Genomic DNA, 15,153 nt, shown 5'->3' with positions numbered 1-15,153 from the left:
CTCGTTTCGTAGCGGGAGCCCGCTGACGCCGGTGATCCACAACCGTGGGAAAGCCGGTGCGCGCAGTGCTCCCGGACTCTCCACCCTACTCCGGCGGGCGTCCACGGACCCCGCGCGACCAGGCCGTATGGCGGAGTAGGGTGGGACTGATGCGAGCGCTTCGCCCGGTGGCCGCCGACACGGCCCGGGCGACGAATGGATGCGCCGAATTCTCGGAGACGGGCGAAAAGACCATGACCGATTCCGACACCCCCCACCTGCCGCCCGGGCTCCTGCCGGACGAGATCCACCGCGCCGTGAAACCCGGGACGGCGCTCCTGCGCCTGGAGACCACGCGGGAGCGCGGGGGAATCCTGGACGGCGCCTGGTGGCCGCGCTCCCGCGACGTCGGGGCCGAGCTTCCCGGGCTGGTCAGCGCTCTGACCGAGCACCTCGGCCCCATCACCCGCGTCGGTCTGGACGCGAGTGCCTGGGAAGACCTGCCGACGCGGCTGGTCATCGACGACCGGGTCGTGCACCTCGACTCGTTTCCGGTCGGTGACGACACGGTCCTCGTCACCCGGGGCGACAACGACCACTTCGCCCTGCTGGTGGTCCCGCCCGACACGGCGCCCGACGCGGCACGTACCGCGATGGCCAGGGCCGTACGGGCCGACAACGTCGACCAGGCCGGGCAGATCCTCATCGACACCGGCAGCGGCACCGGGCGGCCCTGACCGCCGCCGCGTGCCGCCGCGCGGCGCCCCGGCCTCATCCCGAGCGCCGCGGCAGCGGCAGACCTCGTGTCAGCTCGGACATGCGCGCGGTCGCCGCGCTGCCGGAGGCGGCGGCTCCGACGAGTTGTCGCACCGACGATACGAGGAGGTCGCCGTCCGACCGAGCCGTGGCCTGTTCGCACGTACGGCCGACTCCGTCGAGGCGGGTGATGAACGTCTTCCAGTGCGACTGGGCCCGGGGATCGGGCACCCGGAAGTAGTCCCCGGCGTCCCGGGCGATCCGGAGGAAGTCGGCGCAGTAGGGGCGGACGCGGGATTCCTCGATGCTGCCCTTTCCCTTGACGAGGAGCCCGGTGAAGTCGCGGGAGGCGGTCGTGAAGCGGCTGACCAGCTCTTCCCCGCCATAGGCGAACCAGATGACCACCTGGACCCGCCGGGTCTCCTCGGACACGGGCCCGGCCGGCGGGCGTGCGAGCGAGGTGGTGCCGCGCTGCGAGCCCTCCTTCGAGCCCGAGGCGTTCGTCATCGCGGTCACGGTGACGCCCAGCGCGGCGGCGCACAGCACGCCCACCCAGAGGCGACGGGCCGCGGGCCCGGGCCGTCGGCTCCCGGCCGGACGCGCCGGGACCGCGCGCCGCACGGAGGATCCGCGTGCGCGCCGGACCACCGCGGCGGCGGCCGCCACCGCCGCGGCCGCGCCCACGGCGACGAGGACGCCGAGCAGGAGGGCCGGCCCCAGGAGGTAGTGGAAGACCGGCCAGGACATCTCGGGCCGCCAACCGCAGGTGCGCACGAGGGTGTTCAACGGCTGGACGCACCCGTCGGAGGAGGCGAGCACGAACGTCCCCGCGAAGGCCGTCGCCGTCGCGGCCCCGGCGGCCATGAGCGCCGCGAGCAGCCGGAAACGACGCGCCCGCGCGCTCGCGACGAGGGCGGCGGTGGCCGCCGCCACGCCCAGGGCCACCAGCACCCAGGCGTAGTAGCCCACCGCGTAGTGCTGGGTGAGCCGCCCGGGCGCCGGCTGCCGGGTGTGCAGGAAGGCCATCACGCCGGCGAGGGCGGCCCAGCCCGCCGCCCCGCCCAGTACGGCGGCGAGCAGCACCCCGCGCAGCGACGGCAACGCGTCCTCCGGCCGGCCCGGCGTGCCCGCGTCGCCGCCCCGCAGGGCGCCGTGAACCCAGGCGGGCGTGGCGGCGGCCGGGCGGATCACCCAGGCGAGCAGCGGGACGATCCACAGGGTCGCGACGGCCGGCAGGGCGAAGGGCTCGCCGGCCGCGAGCCTCAGGTTCACCATGACCGAGACGGGTGTGGACCGGTACGCGTCGGGGACGGCCGCCAGCGCCGAGCTCTCGTACAGCGAGGTGAGGTCGAGGGGCCTTCCCATGACGTAGAACGTCCCGCTGTACTGCCACCACGTGAACCACGCCGACAGCACCAGCCACATGGCCGCCAGGCCCAGCAGCATCGCCGGGCGGATCGTCCGCCCCTGCCACACCCGGACCCACAGATGGGCGCACTGCGTGGCCCACCAGACGATCACCACTCCCGCGAGCACCACCAGCGCGAGGACCCCGGGCCGGGCGGGCAGCCACCGGAAGAGCGTGACGTCGTCCACGACCAGCTCGCCGACGGCCATCCCGGCCCCCAGCCACAGCCCCGCGCGCACGCCGTGGGGCACGCGGCGCGCGGTGAGCACGGCGTGGGCCACGCTCCGCCACAGGGCGATCCCGACCACTGCGGTGATCAGCCCGGCCGAGACCAGCACCCGCAGCTGCTCCGCCCACGGGCCGGCCCACCGGGAGGTCACGCCCTGCGCCTGGTAGTTGATCAGCGTGGCGGCGACTCCGGTGAGGAACAGCGGCAGCGCCCGTACGCCGAACAGCGCCGCCGAATCGGCGAGGGAGTCCCGGCGCAGGTCCCACCGTGGGTGCGTGCGCCAGAGTTCGGCGAAGGCCGCGAGCGCCCGCCGCATCGCGCCCTGCGGCGGCAGGGGCGTCACGACGGCCCAGCCCCGGGGGTCCGCGCCCCAGCGCACGGCGGCGCGGTCCGCGTAGATCTCCCGGTGGCGCAGCACGTCGGCGCGCGCCAGATAGACCAGCACGACCATGAACGCCATGAGCGCGAGGCCACGCGTCAGGCCCGGAAGTTCGGCGGGGCGGAGCATCGGCGAGATCCTGACGGCGGCCCTGACGAAATACACCACGGCGGGTACGAGCACCACGGCGACGAACGCGTGCCACACGGCGACGGTGATGTAGGTGACGGTCACGTCGCCGTGGCGGATGTGGGCCATCTCGTGCAGGAGCACCGCCCGGAAGCCCTCGGGGTCGGTGTGCCTGCGGGCGAGCAGGCCGCCGTGCAGGCACACCGTCGGGCGGCGGTTGCTGCCGAACACCACGGCGCCGGTCGAGGCCGCCGTGGGGTCGACGACGACACGCGGCACGCGGGCCAGCCCCGCCACCGCCGCGAACTCCTCCAACAGGCGCCGGATCCCGCCGTCGTGGTCGATCGCGGCCAGCGGCACGACCCGGCCGCGCCGCGCCTTCCAGGCGGGCAGGCCCCAGAACAACAGGCACGCCACGGCCACCAACAGGACCGGCCACGCGAGGCCCACCCACCAGGGCGGCGTCGGCTCGTAGCGGGCCGTACAGGCCCGGTAGGCCGCGTCCTGGCTGGACGCGCTGAGCAGGTTGTCCAGGGCGCTGCCGTGGAAGGGGTCTCCCCCGGAGGCGAGCAGACAGCCCAGGTGGCCGAAGCCGGCCGGGTGGGAGAACGCCCGGGTGATGCCGCCCATCACATAGCCGCAGCTCACCAGCAGCAGGACCACCAGCAGGGCGAAGCGCACCGTGGTGCCCGCGCCCATCGACCGCTCGTCGACGACCCGTGTCCGGGGGAGCGTCGTGGTCATCCCGCGCTAGCCCTGGGCCGGAGTTCCGCTTCCCGCCGTGCTTCCGGAGCCCGGTGGCTCCTGTGTCCCCTGGGCGGGAGCGCCGGGAGCGCCGGGAGCGCCGGGCGCGGTCAGCGCCAGCCGGGTCACCACCGCGTCGGCGATCGCCGTCGCCCGTTTGTCGCCCAGTCCCCGCTGTACGGCCGACTCGACCACGCGCCGGTGGATCTCGGCGAGTTGCTCACGGGTCAGCTCGGGGACGGTGACCGGCGCGGCCGGCCGGCGCAGGACCCTGCGCATGACGGTCCTCGTCCCGGTGGCGGCTCTGCTCGCGACGGCGCCCGCGAGCTGCCGCGCCGCCTCGTCCACCACCAGCCACACCACGGGAGCCACCATCGCCGCGATCTCGCCCAGCCCGAACCCCAGGGGCTCGCGCCGCCCGCCCCGGCGCGCCAGCCGCCGTACGACCGAGGCGTCGTCGAACCGGGCCAGCGCCTCCACCAGAGGCAGCTCCTCGGGCGCGACCTGGGCCACGACATCGCGGACCACGTCGCGCACCCTGGGCCCTCCCGATATGAGGTGCCCGCCGGATGAAGCTGCTCCAGAGACCATCGTGCCCTCCTGTGGCCCGTGTTCCGCTAGAGCACGCTACTGCGGAAGCCTGGCCTCCACCCCTGGTTGCGCGACAAAGGGTCCCGTCAGCAGCGGGGAGGCTGACCGCTCTGACGGATGATGTTGTCGGCGGACATCCAGCCCGCGCTCTTCGTCCCGTCGACGCGGACGTAGATCCACTTGTGTCCGTAGGCGTTCTCGACGGAGCAGTGGAACCAGAGCTTCGCGCCGGACTTGGCCGGGGTCACGGAGCCGCAGACCTTGTAGGGCCCGTTCACGATGTGCTTGTCGCCGGTCAGGTAGCCGTACGTGCCGGGCTTCGGGTCGTGGTGGTTCCAGCCGCTGCAGGTCGTGGGCACCGTGGGCTTGGCCGACGGAGAACCGGACTTGGCCGCCGAGGCGCTCGGCTTGGCCGTCGGAGAGGCCGAGGGCGCGCCGGACGGCTTCCCGGAGGAGCTCACGGACGGCGAGGCGCTCGGGTTCCCCTCGGGGGTTGCTCCGTCGCCGCTCGCCGGGGAGCTGACAGCGGGCGTCGCCGCCTGTGCCCGGTCGCCGTCCGCGCTGCCGTCCTTGCCCGTCAGGGCGTACGTGACGCCGCCCCCGGCGAGTACGACGGCGGCGACCGCCGCCGCGATGAGGGCGCGGCTACGGCGCCGCCCGCCGCCGGCGGCGGGACGGCCGGTGCCAGGGGCGTGACCCGCCAGAGGTACGCCGGGCTGCGGCTGCGGCTGCGGCTGCGGGTGCGGGTGCTGCGGGCCGGGCGGGGGGAAGCCGGCGTGCGGGGGCTGCGGGGAGGGGTGGGGGAACGGAGGCTGCGGAGAAGGCTGGGCGAACGGAGGCTGTGGGGAAGGCTGGTGGAACGCCGGCGCGGCACCGAAGCCGGGCGGCGGCGTCGGGGTGACGGCCTGCGTCGGCGTAGGCGTGACGGGCTGCGCCGGCGTGGGCGCGGGGGCCGATGGCGCGACGTTTGGCGTCCCGCCCGCGGCCACCCGCTCCAGCATCTCGCGCGCCTGGTCGGCGGTCGGCCGGTTCTCCGGCTCCTTCGCCATCAGCGCCATCAGCACCGGCGCGAGCGCTCCCGCTCGCCGGGGCTCGGGAAGGGGCTCGGCGACGATCGCCGACAGGGTGGACCACACGGACGTGCGGCGGAACGGCGAGGTGCCTTCCACCGCCGCGTACAGCGTCATGCCGAGCGACCAGATGTCCGACGCGGGGCCGGGGTCCCTGCCCTGCGCGCGCTCCGGCGGCAGATAGTCGAGGGAGCCGACGAGTTGGCCGCTCTGCGTCAGCTTGGCCATGGCCTCGTCGCCGGCGGCCTCCATGCTGGCGATGCCGAAGTCGGTGAGCACGACCCTCCCCCAGCCTCCGGCCGGGGGGACCCCCGTCTCGCTTCGCTCGCCGCGCTCCAGCAGCACGTTTCCGGGCTTGACGTCCCGGTGCAGGACGCCGACGCGGTGCGCGGCGTCGAGCGCGTCCATCAGCTTGGCGCCGATCGCGGCGGCCTCGTGCGGCTCCAGCGTGCCGCGCTCCGCCAGCACGTCGTCGAGCGAGGGCCCGTCGACGAGTTCCATGACGATGACCGGCAGGCCCTGCTCCTCGGTCACGTCGTGCACGGTGACCACGCCGCCGTGCCGGATGCGGGCGGCGGCCTGCGCCTCCCGCTGCATCCGGGTCCGCAGGTCGAGCAGTTCGGGCTGGGAGGCGTCGGTGAAGGCCCGCAGGAGCTTGACGGCGACCTCGCGGTTCAGCAGTTCGTCCACGGCCCGGGCGACCACGCCCATGCCGCCGCGCCCGATCGTCGCGGTCACCCGGTAGCGCCCGCCGAGGACCCTGCCTATCAGCTCTTCGCCGTTCGCTTCCCCCGTGGCCACCGCACGCTCCGTTCCCTCAGTGATCGCCGTTCGTGTCCGGCGGCCAAGAGTAGAGGGAGGAGGGGGAGGAGCGCGGGGGAGGCGGGACGGATTGTGGTCACCACCGCAGGGCGTCGGAGACGTCCGACTGCCAGTAGGTGACGGCCGCGCTGTCGTCGATCCACGTGCCCTTCGGGAGGGCGATCGAGTCGGGGCCGCCCTCGGAGCCGTCACCGCTGTCGAGGAAGACGTGCAGGGTGCGGACGTCACGCCCGTTCTCCCCGGAGCCGTCGGCGGACGACAGCCGGATGCCCGCATGGGCGGACTGGCCCGGCTTGAGCGTCACGGCCGACTGCGGCGCGGAGTCCTCGATCGCCTGGGCGCCGACGTACGTGTCGTCGTCGAAGGCCAGGAGCGGGGCCTTGATGAGGGTGCAGGACTCGGAGCCGGTGTTGGTGACGGTCAGCAGCTGGTGGTTGACCGGGCGGCTGACGTTCCGCACGGTGAAGTCGGCGGACGTGGTGGAGCAGATCGCCGTGACCGGGCCGCGCTCCGCCCGCGGGGCGGCCTGGGCGGGGCCGGCCACCGTGGTCAGCACAGCGGCTCCGGACAGGGCGGCGGCGGCGATGAGACGTGCGAAGCGCATGGGGCTCCTCCTGATGAGGTGTCACTGAACGGTGCCGCCCCGGCGGTCGACCGGGGCCCGATCAGCCTGCGCGGCCGCCCGTTCCGGCATCAAGGCCTGCCCGGTCTTCCGGGAAGCTGGAACGATTGCACACGGTCTGACCTGCGGAAACGACAGACCGTGGAACGCGTCGGTGGGACGCGGAGGTCGGCTTCAGGGGGTCGGTCCCCACTGCGCCGCCCCCGGCGGCCGCTGGTACGAGGGCCTGCCCGCGGCACCGCTGGTGTGGAAGGGCCTGCCCTGGTCGTCGATCCGGAGGACCCCGCGCCGGCCGCCGCTGGACCACTGCAGTTCCAGGTGCCACCGCACGTCGTGCTGCCGGGCGTCGGCCTTGACGTAGAAGACCTCGGGGTCGTTCTGGCTCACCTTGTACGGGAAGTCGCGCTGACCGTCCCTCGGGCTGAGGGAGGGTGACGCGGCGTCGAGGCCGACGCCGAAGGACCGTGTCGCCACGTCACCGCCGCACCCGACGCCCGTCTCGTAGGCGTTCCAGGCGAGCGGTGCCTTCGAACTGTCCACCCGGACGTTCAGCCCCTCGAGCACGACCGTGTTCTTGCCGGTCCCCTGCAGGGTGATCTTGATGAACTGGTTGTCGGCGCTGACGGCGCCGAGCTCGGACACCCAGGCGGGCGCGTCCTGCTCGAAGGGGGGTTTCGGCATCTCGCCGGGGGCCCGGTTGACCAGGTAGCGCTGGGAGCAGGGGCTTTCGTAGGCGTAGGGCCGGGTGTGGACGGTCAGGGGAACGTCGTCGCTCTTGTCGTCACCCTTGTCGTCGCCGTGGCCCTGCCCGTCGTCGGAGGGGGCCGACGCGGTGGCGTCCGGCCCCGCGGATGCGGGCCCGCCGCTCTCCTTCGCCTCCCCCTCCTCCGGAGCGGACGACGGCGTGGCGGACGAACCCTTGCCGGACCTCTGGGACTTGCCGGGCCCGGCTGCCCCGGCGTTCAGGGAAGCGGAGGCTTCGGCGGGCCGATTTCTTCCGTCATCGCCCGGACCGCCGCCGGTGAGGCTGACGGCGAGCCCGGCGGAGCCCACCACGCAGACGAGGGATATGGCGGCCAGGGCAGCCTTCCGGTGCCGCCGTCCCCGCCGCGGGCGATCCTCCGGCAGGGCCCGGGGCGTCCGTGCCGGGTCGTGGGGAGGAGGTGTCGTCGCCTGCTCCGGAATCGCATCTTCCGGTGTCGCCTGCTCCTCCGATGGAGCCTCCTCCGGTGGAGCCGTTGGTTCCGGTTGAGCGGAACCGGCCGGTGCTCCGTCGGTCTGCGCCTTACGGCCGCGCGCCGCGTCCGCGATGATCCACTGCCGGTGGACCTCCATCAGCTCGTCCGGAGTGGCCTTGCACAGGCGTGCCAACCGCTCCACCGGGGCGAACTCCGTCGGCACGGTGGACCCATTGCAGTACCGGTGCAATGTCGACGTACTGACGTGCAGCCGCTTGGCCAGCACTCCGTAACTCAAGCCCGACCGCTCCTTCAGCGATCGCAGTAACTCGGCGAGACCGCTTGCCTCCACGCCACCCCTCCGTCCCACGTCCCCGTTCCAGGGCACGTCCATTCCCCCAGGTCAGAGCCAGTGCGAGCGTTCCGGCGTCCCCAACTGCCCCGCCGCGCTGGCGCCTGGGACACGGCCTCGCACAAGCTTTCGTCATCCAAGCATGCCGCTCCCGGATCCGGTCGAGCGGCGCTCCGCTGCCCGCCCGTCAAGAAAGAGATCCGTCATGCGCGCCTCCGTCCGCCGGCCCCGTCTGCTGGCCGCCACCTTCGCCATCGCCGCACTCGCCCTGACGGCGTGCTCCAACGGCGGGGGAGTCCGCGAGGAAGGCGCCGCCTCCCAGTCCTCGGGCGCCGTGTCCCAGGACACGACGGCCCCGAAGCCCGACGGGCCGGCCGGCTCCGCGCCCCACGGTGCGAACGGCACGAGCAGCGTGAGCCCCGGCAAGGCGGGCCAGGGCGGCAGGGCCGGCAGGACCGGCAAGGGCGGGGGCTCCGCCGCGGGCGCGGCCGGCGACCCGGACGCCCCGGAGAACCGCGTGCCGTGCACCGCCGGCAACACCAAGGTCGTCGCCACGCCGGTGTCCCGTCCGCTGAACCACATGCTGCTCACGATCACCAACACGGGTTCCAGGATGTGCGACCTGAAGGGCTACCCCATCGTCAAGTTCGAGGGCGCCCAGTCCGTCCCGCCGGTCATGGCGCACACCAAGCCCCAGGCGGTCACCTCGCTCCCGCCCGGCCAGAGCGGCTACGCGAGCGTGATCCTGTCCGCCGGTGACGGCAGCGGTGGTGAGGGACGCACGGCGCGGAGCCTCGAGATCGGCTTCCAGGGCAGCGACGGGATGGCCCGGGCCACCCTCCCGGCCGAGGGCGTGCACATCGACGACTCGCTGCGCGTCTCGTACTGGCTGACCACGGCCGAGGACGCACTCTCCTGAGCCGTGGCACCGGGGGCGGACAACAACAAAGCCCCAGGCAGTCGGCCTGGGGCTTTCTCGTGGAGCGGGCGACGAGAATCGAACTCGCGCTCTGAGCTTGGGAAGCTCATGTTCTACCATTAAACTACGCCCGCGCGAGGCGCCCATCGGGGCGTCGCATCGTCGCACACTCTACCCCATCGAAGGCCCCCGGTGCACTTGCCGTGGTGGCCTTCTCGTCGTGTGAGGGGGGTGTGGCGGGGGTGGGGATGCGGGCGTGGGGCGCGGGAGTTGGGGCGTACCGTGGGGCACGGCAAGAGACGCGGGGGCGGGCGGGGTGCCGCCTTAAGGCCGACCCGATGGATCCCCTAATGTGGCTTTTGTCTTTGATGTCGTGCCGGAGGCGCGCATTCAGTAACGCCATGGGGAAAGGGAGCTCGATGGAGCGCACCGTCGTTCGTTGTGCCGAGGGGCACGTGTTCAGCACCGCTTCGTTCCCGATGCAGAACCTCGGCACCGGCCGGATCGGCCCCGGGCGGCTCCTGCGCTGCCCGCGCTGCGCGCGACTGCGCCGGTCCGTGCCGGTGGGGAGCGAGAAGAGGTGATCGGGCGCGGGCCCGGGCCACCTCGGCCCGGGCCCGCGTTGTCAGGTTGTCCGTCTTCTTTGCGTATCCTCGAGGCGTGCTTCTCTCAGACAAGGACATCCGGGCCGAGATCGACGCCGGCCGAGTGCGGATCGACCCGTTCGACGAATCGATGGTGCAGCCGTCGAGCATCGATGTGCGGCTCGACCGCTACTTCCGGGTGTTCGAGAACCACCGGTACCCGCACATCGACCCCGCGGTCGAGCAGGCGGACCTCACCCGCGAGGTGGTGCCGGAGGGCGACGAGGCGTTCATCCTCCACCCCGGTGAGTTCGTGCTGGCCTCCACGTACGAGGTGATCACGCTCCCGGACGACGTCGCCTCGCGCCTGGAGGGCAAGTCCAGCCTCGGCCGGCTCGGCCTGCTGACGCACTCCACGGCCGGCTTCATCGACCCGGGCTTCTCCGGGCACGTGACGCTGGAGCTGTCGAACATGGCCACGCTGCCGATCAAGCTGTGGCCGGGGATGAAGATCGGGCAGCTGTGCATGTTCCGGCTGACGTCGCCCGTCGAGCACCCCTACGGGTCCGCGAAGCACGGTTCCCGGTACCAGGGCCAGCGCGGGCCGACGCCCTCGCGGTCCTTCCAGAATTTCCACCGCACGCAGGTCTGAGCGACCAGGGAACAAGGCGAAGAGCAACAGTGAGCGATATCCGCGAGAACCTGACCTACCCGATCTTCGGGCAGGCCGTCCGTGAGCTGGCGCAGACCATCGCGGACGACGGCTACGAGCCGGACATCATCCTGTCCATCGCGCGCGGCGGCGTCTTCGTCGCGGGCGGCCTCGCCTACGCGCTGGACTGCAAGAACATCCACCTGGTGAACGTCGAGTTCTACACGGGCGTCGGTACGACGCTGGAGATGCCGGTCATGCTCTCCCCCGTCCCGAACGCGATCGACTTCTCCAACAAGAAGGTCCTGATCGCCGACGACGTCGCCGACACCGGCAAGACGCTCAAGCTCGTGCACGACTTCTGCCTCGACCACGTCGCCGAGGTGCGCAGCGCGGTCATCTACGAGAAGAGCCACTCGCTCGTGAAGTGCGAGTACGTCTGGAAGAAGACGGACGAGTGGATCAACTTCCCGTGGTCCGTCGAGCCGCCGGTGGTGCGCCGCGAGGGCCAGATCCTCGACGCCTGAGCGCGCTGAACGCGTACGGGGAAGGGCCCGTCGTGATCTCCGATCCGAGATCGCGACGGGCCCTTCCCCGTGGCTTCCGTCCGGCTAGAGCGTGCCCAGCTTCATCAGCGACAGCAGCGCGACCAGCTGGATCGCCGAGGCGCCCAGCGCCCGCGGCCAGGGCAGGTCGTGGGACTTGGCGACCATCGAGGTCAGCAGCGCGCCGCCGGCGACCCAGGTGGCCCAGCCCAGCACCTGTACGAGCGTGCCGTCGCCGCCCAGGAACATCGCGAAGAGCAGCCGGGGCGCGTCCGTGATCGACATGATCAGCATCGACAGGCCGACCGTCGGCTGCCAGAGGCCGTTGCCGCCCAGCTGCCGGGCGAGCGTGTGGGTGACGGCGCCCAGGATCAGCCCGGCCATCACCACCACGACGCCGGTGATCAGCACGGACGGCAGGCTGTTGGCGAGCGAGGCGTTCAGGACGTCCTTGCGGGCCTTGTCGAAGCCGAAGACGGCGAGCAGGCCGTAGATGAACGTGACGATCAGCGCGGGGCCCCACATGGCGTGGTCGCGCATCTGCCAGAACGTCGCCTGCGGCCGCAGCACGATGCCGCTCAGCAGGTCCTTCCAGTGCAGCCGCGGCCCGGGGGGCGGGGCGGGCGCGCCGGAGTCGCCGTACGGGTCGTCGCCGCCGTACCCGCCGTACGCGTCCGGAGCCTCGCCGAGGCTGAACTGCTGCGTGCGGCCCGGATCGTCGGGGGTCCGGCCGTAGTACGGGTCGTGGGCCGCCGGCCCGCCGTACTGCTGCCCGTACCCCGGCTGCTGCGGCGCCTGGTGCGCGCCGCCGCCGAAGTACTCCGGCTCGTCGTACCCGCCGGGCTGCTGCTGCCACTGCTGCTGCCCGCCGCCGTACCCGGGTATGCCGGGCTGCCCCGGCGCACCCTGGCCGCCGTAGGGAGCCTGCTGTCCTTGCCGCGCGGGTCCGGGGTCGTGCGAGTCCCGTCCGCGTCCCATCCTGAATCCAGCCACGCTTTGAACGTACCCGGTCCCGGAGCGTCCGGGAGCCGGGCCCGGGGCAACGAGCCCGGCATTGCGGCCGACCTGTGACATCCCTTAGGGGAAAGGTCCGGGGCGGGTGAGGCCGGGAGCACGTTTGGAGGAGACGCTGCGGCCAATAGGACGGCCAACAGGAGAGCGGCGGGAGGCGGGTGGTCAGGAAGTGAGCGCCTCGACGCCCCCGGTGTTCTCGACCATCCGCTGCAGCACCCTGACCACGATCGCGTAGTCCTCGTCGCTGATGCCGTCGTGAATCTCCCCGCGCACCCGGACGACGACCTCCATGGTCCGCTCCTTGGCCGCACGCCCGGCGTCGGTCAGCCGGAAGCGGCCCTCGTCGTCCGGGCTCGTCAGCCAGCCGCGGACGACCATGGAGTCGAGCGCCCGGTCGATCTCGTCGCGGCCTTCGTCGAGGGCCGCGGCCAGCAGATCGCGGACCTTCTGGCGGGTCAGCCCGCCCTCGACGGCGTCGACGCGGTTGAGGATCCACCACTGGGGCTGGGTGATGTCCACCTGGGCCATCGCCGAGCGGATGTGCCGGATCACGGACTTGTTGGCGACCCAGCTCCAGTAGCCGATGGGCTGGCCGGCGAGGTTGGCGGTGTCGGGGTTCGGGGTTTCCAGCTTCGTCGTCGTCATGGGAACGACGGTAGGACCTCAAGCGCGCTTGAGATCAAGTGTGTTGGCAGTCACGAGCGGTACGCGACGCCGGGGCGCCAGATGGACAGGACGCCAGAGGACAGGACGGCAAACGGCCGGGCCCCGCGAACATGTCGCGGGGCCCGGCCGTGCGTACGCCTGCGGACGCCTACTTCACCGGCTCCGGCTCCGGCGTGTCCGCCGTCTCGCCGTCGCCCTCCGGGGCGGCCGGGGTCTTCACGGACTCCAGCAGCAGCTGGGCGACGTCCACGACCTGGATGGACTCCTTGGCCTTGCCGTCGTTCTTCTTGCCGTTGACCGAGTCGGTCAGCATGACGAGGCAGAAGGGGCAGGCGGTGGAGACGATGTCCGGGTTGAGGGACAGCGCCTCGTCGACGCGCTCGTTGTTGATGCGCTTGCCGATGCGCTCCTCCATCCACATGCGCGCGCCGCCGGCGCCGCAGCAGAAGCCGCGCTCCTTGTGGCGGTGCATCTCCTCGTTGCGCAGGCCCGGCACCTTGGCGATGATCTCGCGCGGCGGCGTGTAGACCTTGTTGTGGCGGCCCAGGTAGCAGGGGTCGTGGTAGGTGATCAGACCCTCGACCGGGGTGACGGGGACGAGCTTGCCCTCGTCGATGAGGTGCTGCAGCAGCTGGGTGTGGTGGATGACCTCGTACTCGCCGCCGAGCTGCGGGTACTCGTTGGCGATGGTGTTGAAGCAGTGCGGGCAGGTCGCGACGATCTTCTTCTTCGCCTTCTCGACCTTGACGCCCTCGTCCGCGTCCTCGCCGAAGGCCATGTTCAGCATCTCGACGTTCTGCTGGCCGAGCTGCTGGAAGAGGAACTCGTTGCCCAGGCGGCGGGCGGAGTCACCGGTGCAGTTCTCCTCGCCGCCCATGATGGCGAACTTCACGCCCGCCATGTGGAGCAGCTCGGCGAAGGCCTTGGTGGTCTTCTTGGCGCGGTCCTCCAGGGCGCCGGCACAGCCGACCCAGTAGAGGTACTCGACCTCGGTGAGGTCCTCGATGTCCTTGCCGACGACCGGGACCTCGAAGTCGACCTCCTTGGTCCACTGCAGGCGCTGCTTCTTCGCCAGGCCCCAGGGGTTGCCCTTCTTCTCCAGGTTCTTGAGCATCGTGCCCGCCTCGGACGGGAAGGAGCTCTCGATCATCACCTGGTAGCGGCGCATGTCGACGATGTGGTCGACGTGCTCGATGTCGACCGGGCACTGCTCGACGCACGCACCGCAGGTGGTGCACGACCACAGCACGTCCGGGTCGATGACGCCGTTCTCCTCGAGCGTCCCGATCAGCGGGCGCTCGGCCTCGGCGAGGGCCGCCGCCGGAACGTCCTTGAGCTGCTCCTCGGTCGCCTTCTCGTTGCCCTCCGCGTCCTTGCCGCCGCCGGCGAGCAGGTACGGGGCCTTGGCGTGCGCGTGGTCGCGCAGCGCCATGATGAGCAGCTTCGGCGACAGCGGCTTGCCGGTGTTCCAGGCGGGGCACTGCGACTGGCAGCGGCCGCACTCGGTGCAGGTGGAGAAGTCGAGGATGCCCTTCCAGGAGAACTCCTCGATCTTGGAGACGCCGAAGACGTCGTCCTCGCCCGGGTCCTCGAAGTCGATCGGCTTGCCGGCGCTGACCATCGGCTGCAGCGCGCCGAGCGCCACGTCGCCGCTGGCCTCGCGCTTGAACCAGATGTTCGGGAAGGCGAGGAAGCGGTGCCAGGCCACACCCATGTCCGTCTTCAGGGAGACGGTGATCATCCAGATGAAGGACGTCGCGATCTTCAGGCCCGCGAAGAAGTAGGTGAGGTTCTGGAGCGTGGAGACGTCCATTCCCTCCAGCCACGAGACGACCGGGTACGAGATGAAGAACGAGGCCTCGTAGCCGTCCACGTGGTGCTGGGCGCCCTCGAGCGCGTGCAGCATGAAGATGCAGACGCCGACGATGAGGATGACGGACTCGACGAAGTACGCCTGGCCGGTGTTGGAGCCGGCGAAGCGGGACTTGCGGCCCGCGCCGCCCGGCCGGTTCAGCTGCCGGATGACGATGAGGGTCAGGATGCCGAGCGCGGTCATCGTGCCGAGGAACTCGACGAAGACGTTGTACGGGGCCCATTCACCGATGATCGGCAGGAGCCAGTCGGCCTGGAAGAGCTGACCGATGGCGTTGACGATCGTCAGCAGCAGGGAGAAGAAGCCCACCGCCACGAACCAGTGCGCCACGCCGACCACGCCCCAGCGGTTCATCCGCGTGTGGCCGAGGAACTCCTTGGCGACGGTGACGGTCCGCTGCGTGGGGTCGTCGGTGCGGGTGCCGGCCGGTACGGGCTGGCCTAGCCGTACGAAGCGGTAGATCTGCAGGAGGGCACGGCCGAACAGCGCGACGCCGACCGCGATGAGGACCAGCGACACAATGATCGCGGCGAGTTGCATGGGAGGGGCTCCTCGAACCTGCGAGAGCGGGATTACTAATCGGTAACTTATCCAGTCCGTACGAGACTACTCACTCTCGCGTGCGCGATATACCCGCACCG

At 71.8% G+C, this 15,153-nt stretch carries 13 protein-coding genes and 1 tRNA gene; 5 read left to right on the top strand and 9 right to left on the bottom strand.

What is annotated here, in order from left to right; all coding sequences use genetic code 11:
• Positions 1-233 precede the first annotated feature (233 nt).
• Positions 234-716, top strand: coding sequence for a DUF5994 family protein (locus tag IE295_RS12025; protein ID WP_190063580.1), 483 nt, complete (start codon positions 234-236; stop codon positions 714-716).
• Positions 717-750: 34 nt separating this feature from the next.
• On the opposite strand, the gene IE295_RS12020 is transcribed toward IE295_RS12025, so the two are convergent.
• The 5 genes from IE295_RS12020 to IE295_RS12000 all read right to left on the bottom strand — a co-directional run bounded on the left by IE295_RS12020 (position 751) and on the right by IE295_RS12000 (position 8,205).
• Entirely contained in the window at positions 751-3,624 is a 2,874-nt protein-coding gene (locus IE295_RS12020; protein ID WP_190063579.1) for a M48 family metalloprotease, read from the bottom strand.
• A gap of 6 nt (positions 3,625-3,630) precedes the next feature.
• Positions 3,631-4,161, bottom strand: coding sequence for a hypothetical protein (locus tag IE295_RS12015; RefSeq protein WP_190063578.1), 531 nt, complete (start codon positions 4,159-4,161; stop codon positions 3,631-3,633).
• Between the two features lie 140 nt (positions 4,162-4,301).
• Positions 4,302-6,086 carry a serine/threonine-protein kinase gene (locus IE295_RS12010; RefSeq protein WP_190063577.1) on the bottom strand — a complete coding sequence of 595 codons (1,785 nt, stop codon included), beginning with the start codon at positions 6,084-6,086 and terminating at the stop codon, positions 4,302-4,304.
• Positions 6,087-6,183: 97 nt separating this feature from the next.
• Positions 6,184-6,711 (bottom strand): DUF4232 domain-containing protein, encoded by a 528-nt coding sequence (locus IE295_RS12005; RefSeq protein ID WP_190063576.1) that lies wholly within the window; start codon positions 6,709-6,711, stop codon positions 6,184-6,186.
• A 192-nt stretch (positions 6,712-6,903) separates the two neighbouring features.
• Positions 6,904-8,205 carry a helix-turn-helix domain-containing protein gene (locus IE295_RS12000; RefSeq protein WP_229922955.1) on the bottom strand — a complete coding sequence of 434 codons (1,302 nt, stop codon included), beginning with the start codon at positions 8,203-8,205 and terminating at the stop codon, positions 6,904-6,906.
• Between the two features lie 259 nt (positions 8,206-8,464).
• Between IE295_RS12000 and IE295_RS11995 the strand changes: the two genes are divergently transcribed.
• Positions 8,465-9,178 (top strand): DUF4232 domain-containing protein, encoded by a 714-nt coding sequence (locus IE295_RS11995; RefSeq protein ID WP_190063574.1) that lies wholly within the window; start codon positions 8,465-8,467, stop codon positions 9,176-9,178.
• Positions 9,179-9,238: 60 nt separating this feature from the next.
• Here the strand turns inward: IE295_RS11995 and IE295_RS11990 are convergent.
• Positions 9,239-9,312 (bottom strand) — tRNA-Gly (locus IE295_RS11990).
• 285 nt (positions 9,313-9,597) lie between these two features.
• Between IE295_RS11990 and IE295_RS11985 the strand changes: the two genes are divergently transcribed.
• From IE295_RS11985 to IE295_RS11975, 3 genes are all read left to right on the top strand, one after another.
• On the top strand, positions 9,598-9,762 hold the full coding sequence (locus IE295_RS11985) for a hypothetical protein (protein WP_190063573.1): 165 nt from the start codon (positions 9,598-9,600) through the stop codon (positions 9,760-9,762).
• A 76-nt stretch (positions 9,763-9,838) separates the two neighbouring features.
• Positions 9,839-10,414 carry a dCTP deaminase gene (gene dcd, locus IE295_RS11980; RefSeq protein WP_071962992.1) on the top strand — a complete coding sequence of 192 codons (576 nt, stop codon included), beginning with the start codon at positions 9,839-9,841 and terminating at the stop codon, positions 10,412-10,414.
• A 29-nt stretch (positions 10,415-10,443) separates the two neighbouring features.
• Positions 10,444-10,941, top strand: coding sequence for a phosphoribosyltransferase (locus IE295_RS11975; RefSeq protein WP_086573381.1), 498 nt, complete (start codon positions 10,444-10,446; stop codon positions 10,939-10,941).
• 84 nt (positions 10,942-11,025) lie between these two features.
• Here IE295_RS11975 and IE295_RS11970 read toward each other — a convergent pair whose 3' ends face one another.
• From IE295_RS11970 to IE295_RS11960, 3 genes are all read right to left on the bottom strand, one after another.
• Entirely contained in the window at positions 11,026-12,033 is a 1,008-nt protein-coding gene (locus tag IE295_RS11970) for a Yip1 family protein (protein ID WP_190063572.1), read from the bottom strand.
• Between the two features lie 102 nt (positions 12,034-12,135).
• Positions 12,136-12,618 carry a MarR family winged helix-turn-helix transcriptional regulator gene (locus IE295_RS11965; protein ID WP_190063571.1) on the bottom strand — a complete coding sequence of 161 codons (483 nt, stop codon included), beginning with the start codon at positions 12,616-12,618 and terminating at the stop codon, positions 12,136-12,138.
• Between the two features lie 169 nt (positions 12,619-12,787).
• Positions 12,788-15,052 (bottom strand): (Fe-S)-binding protein, encoded by a 2,265-nt coding sequence (locus tag IE295_RS11960; protein WP_190063570.1) that lies wholly within the window; start codon positions 15,050-15,052, stop codon positions 12,788-12,790.
• Positions 15,053-15,153 lie beyond the last annotated feature (101 nt).

Source organism: Streptomyces griseocarneus, assembly GCF_014655595.1.
Classification (GTDB): Bacteria; Actinomycetota; Actinomycetes; order Streptomycetales; family Streptomycetaceae; genus Streptomyces; species Streptomyces griseocarneus.
The sequence above is the reverse complement of the archived record's forward strand: the minus strand, read 5'-3'. Positions and strand labels throughout refer to the sequence as shown.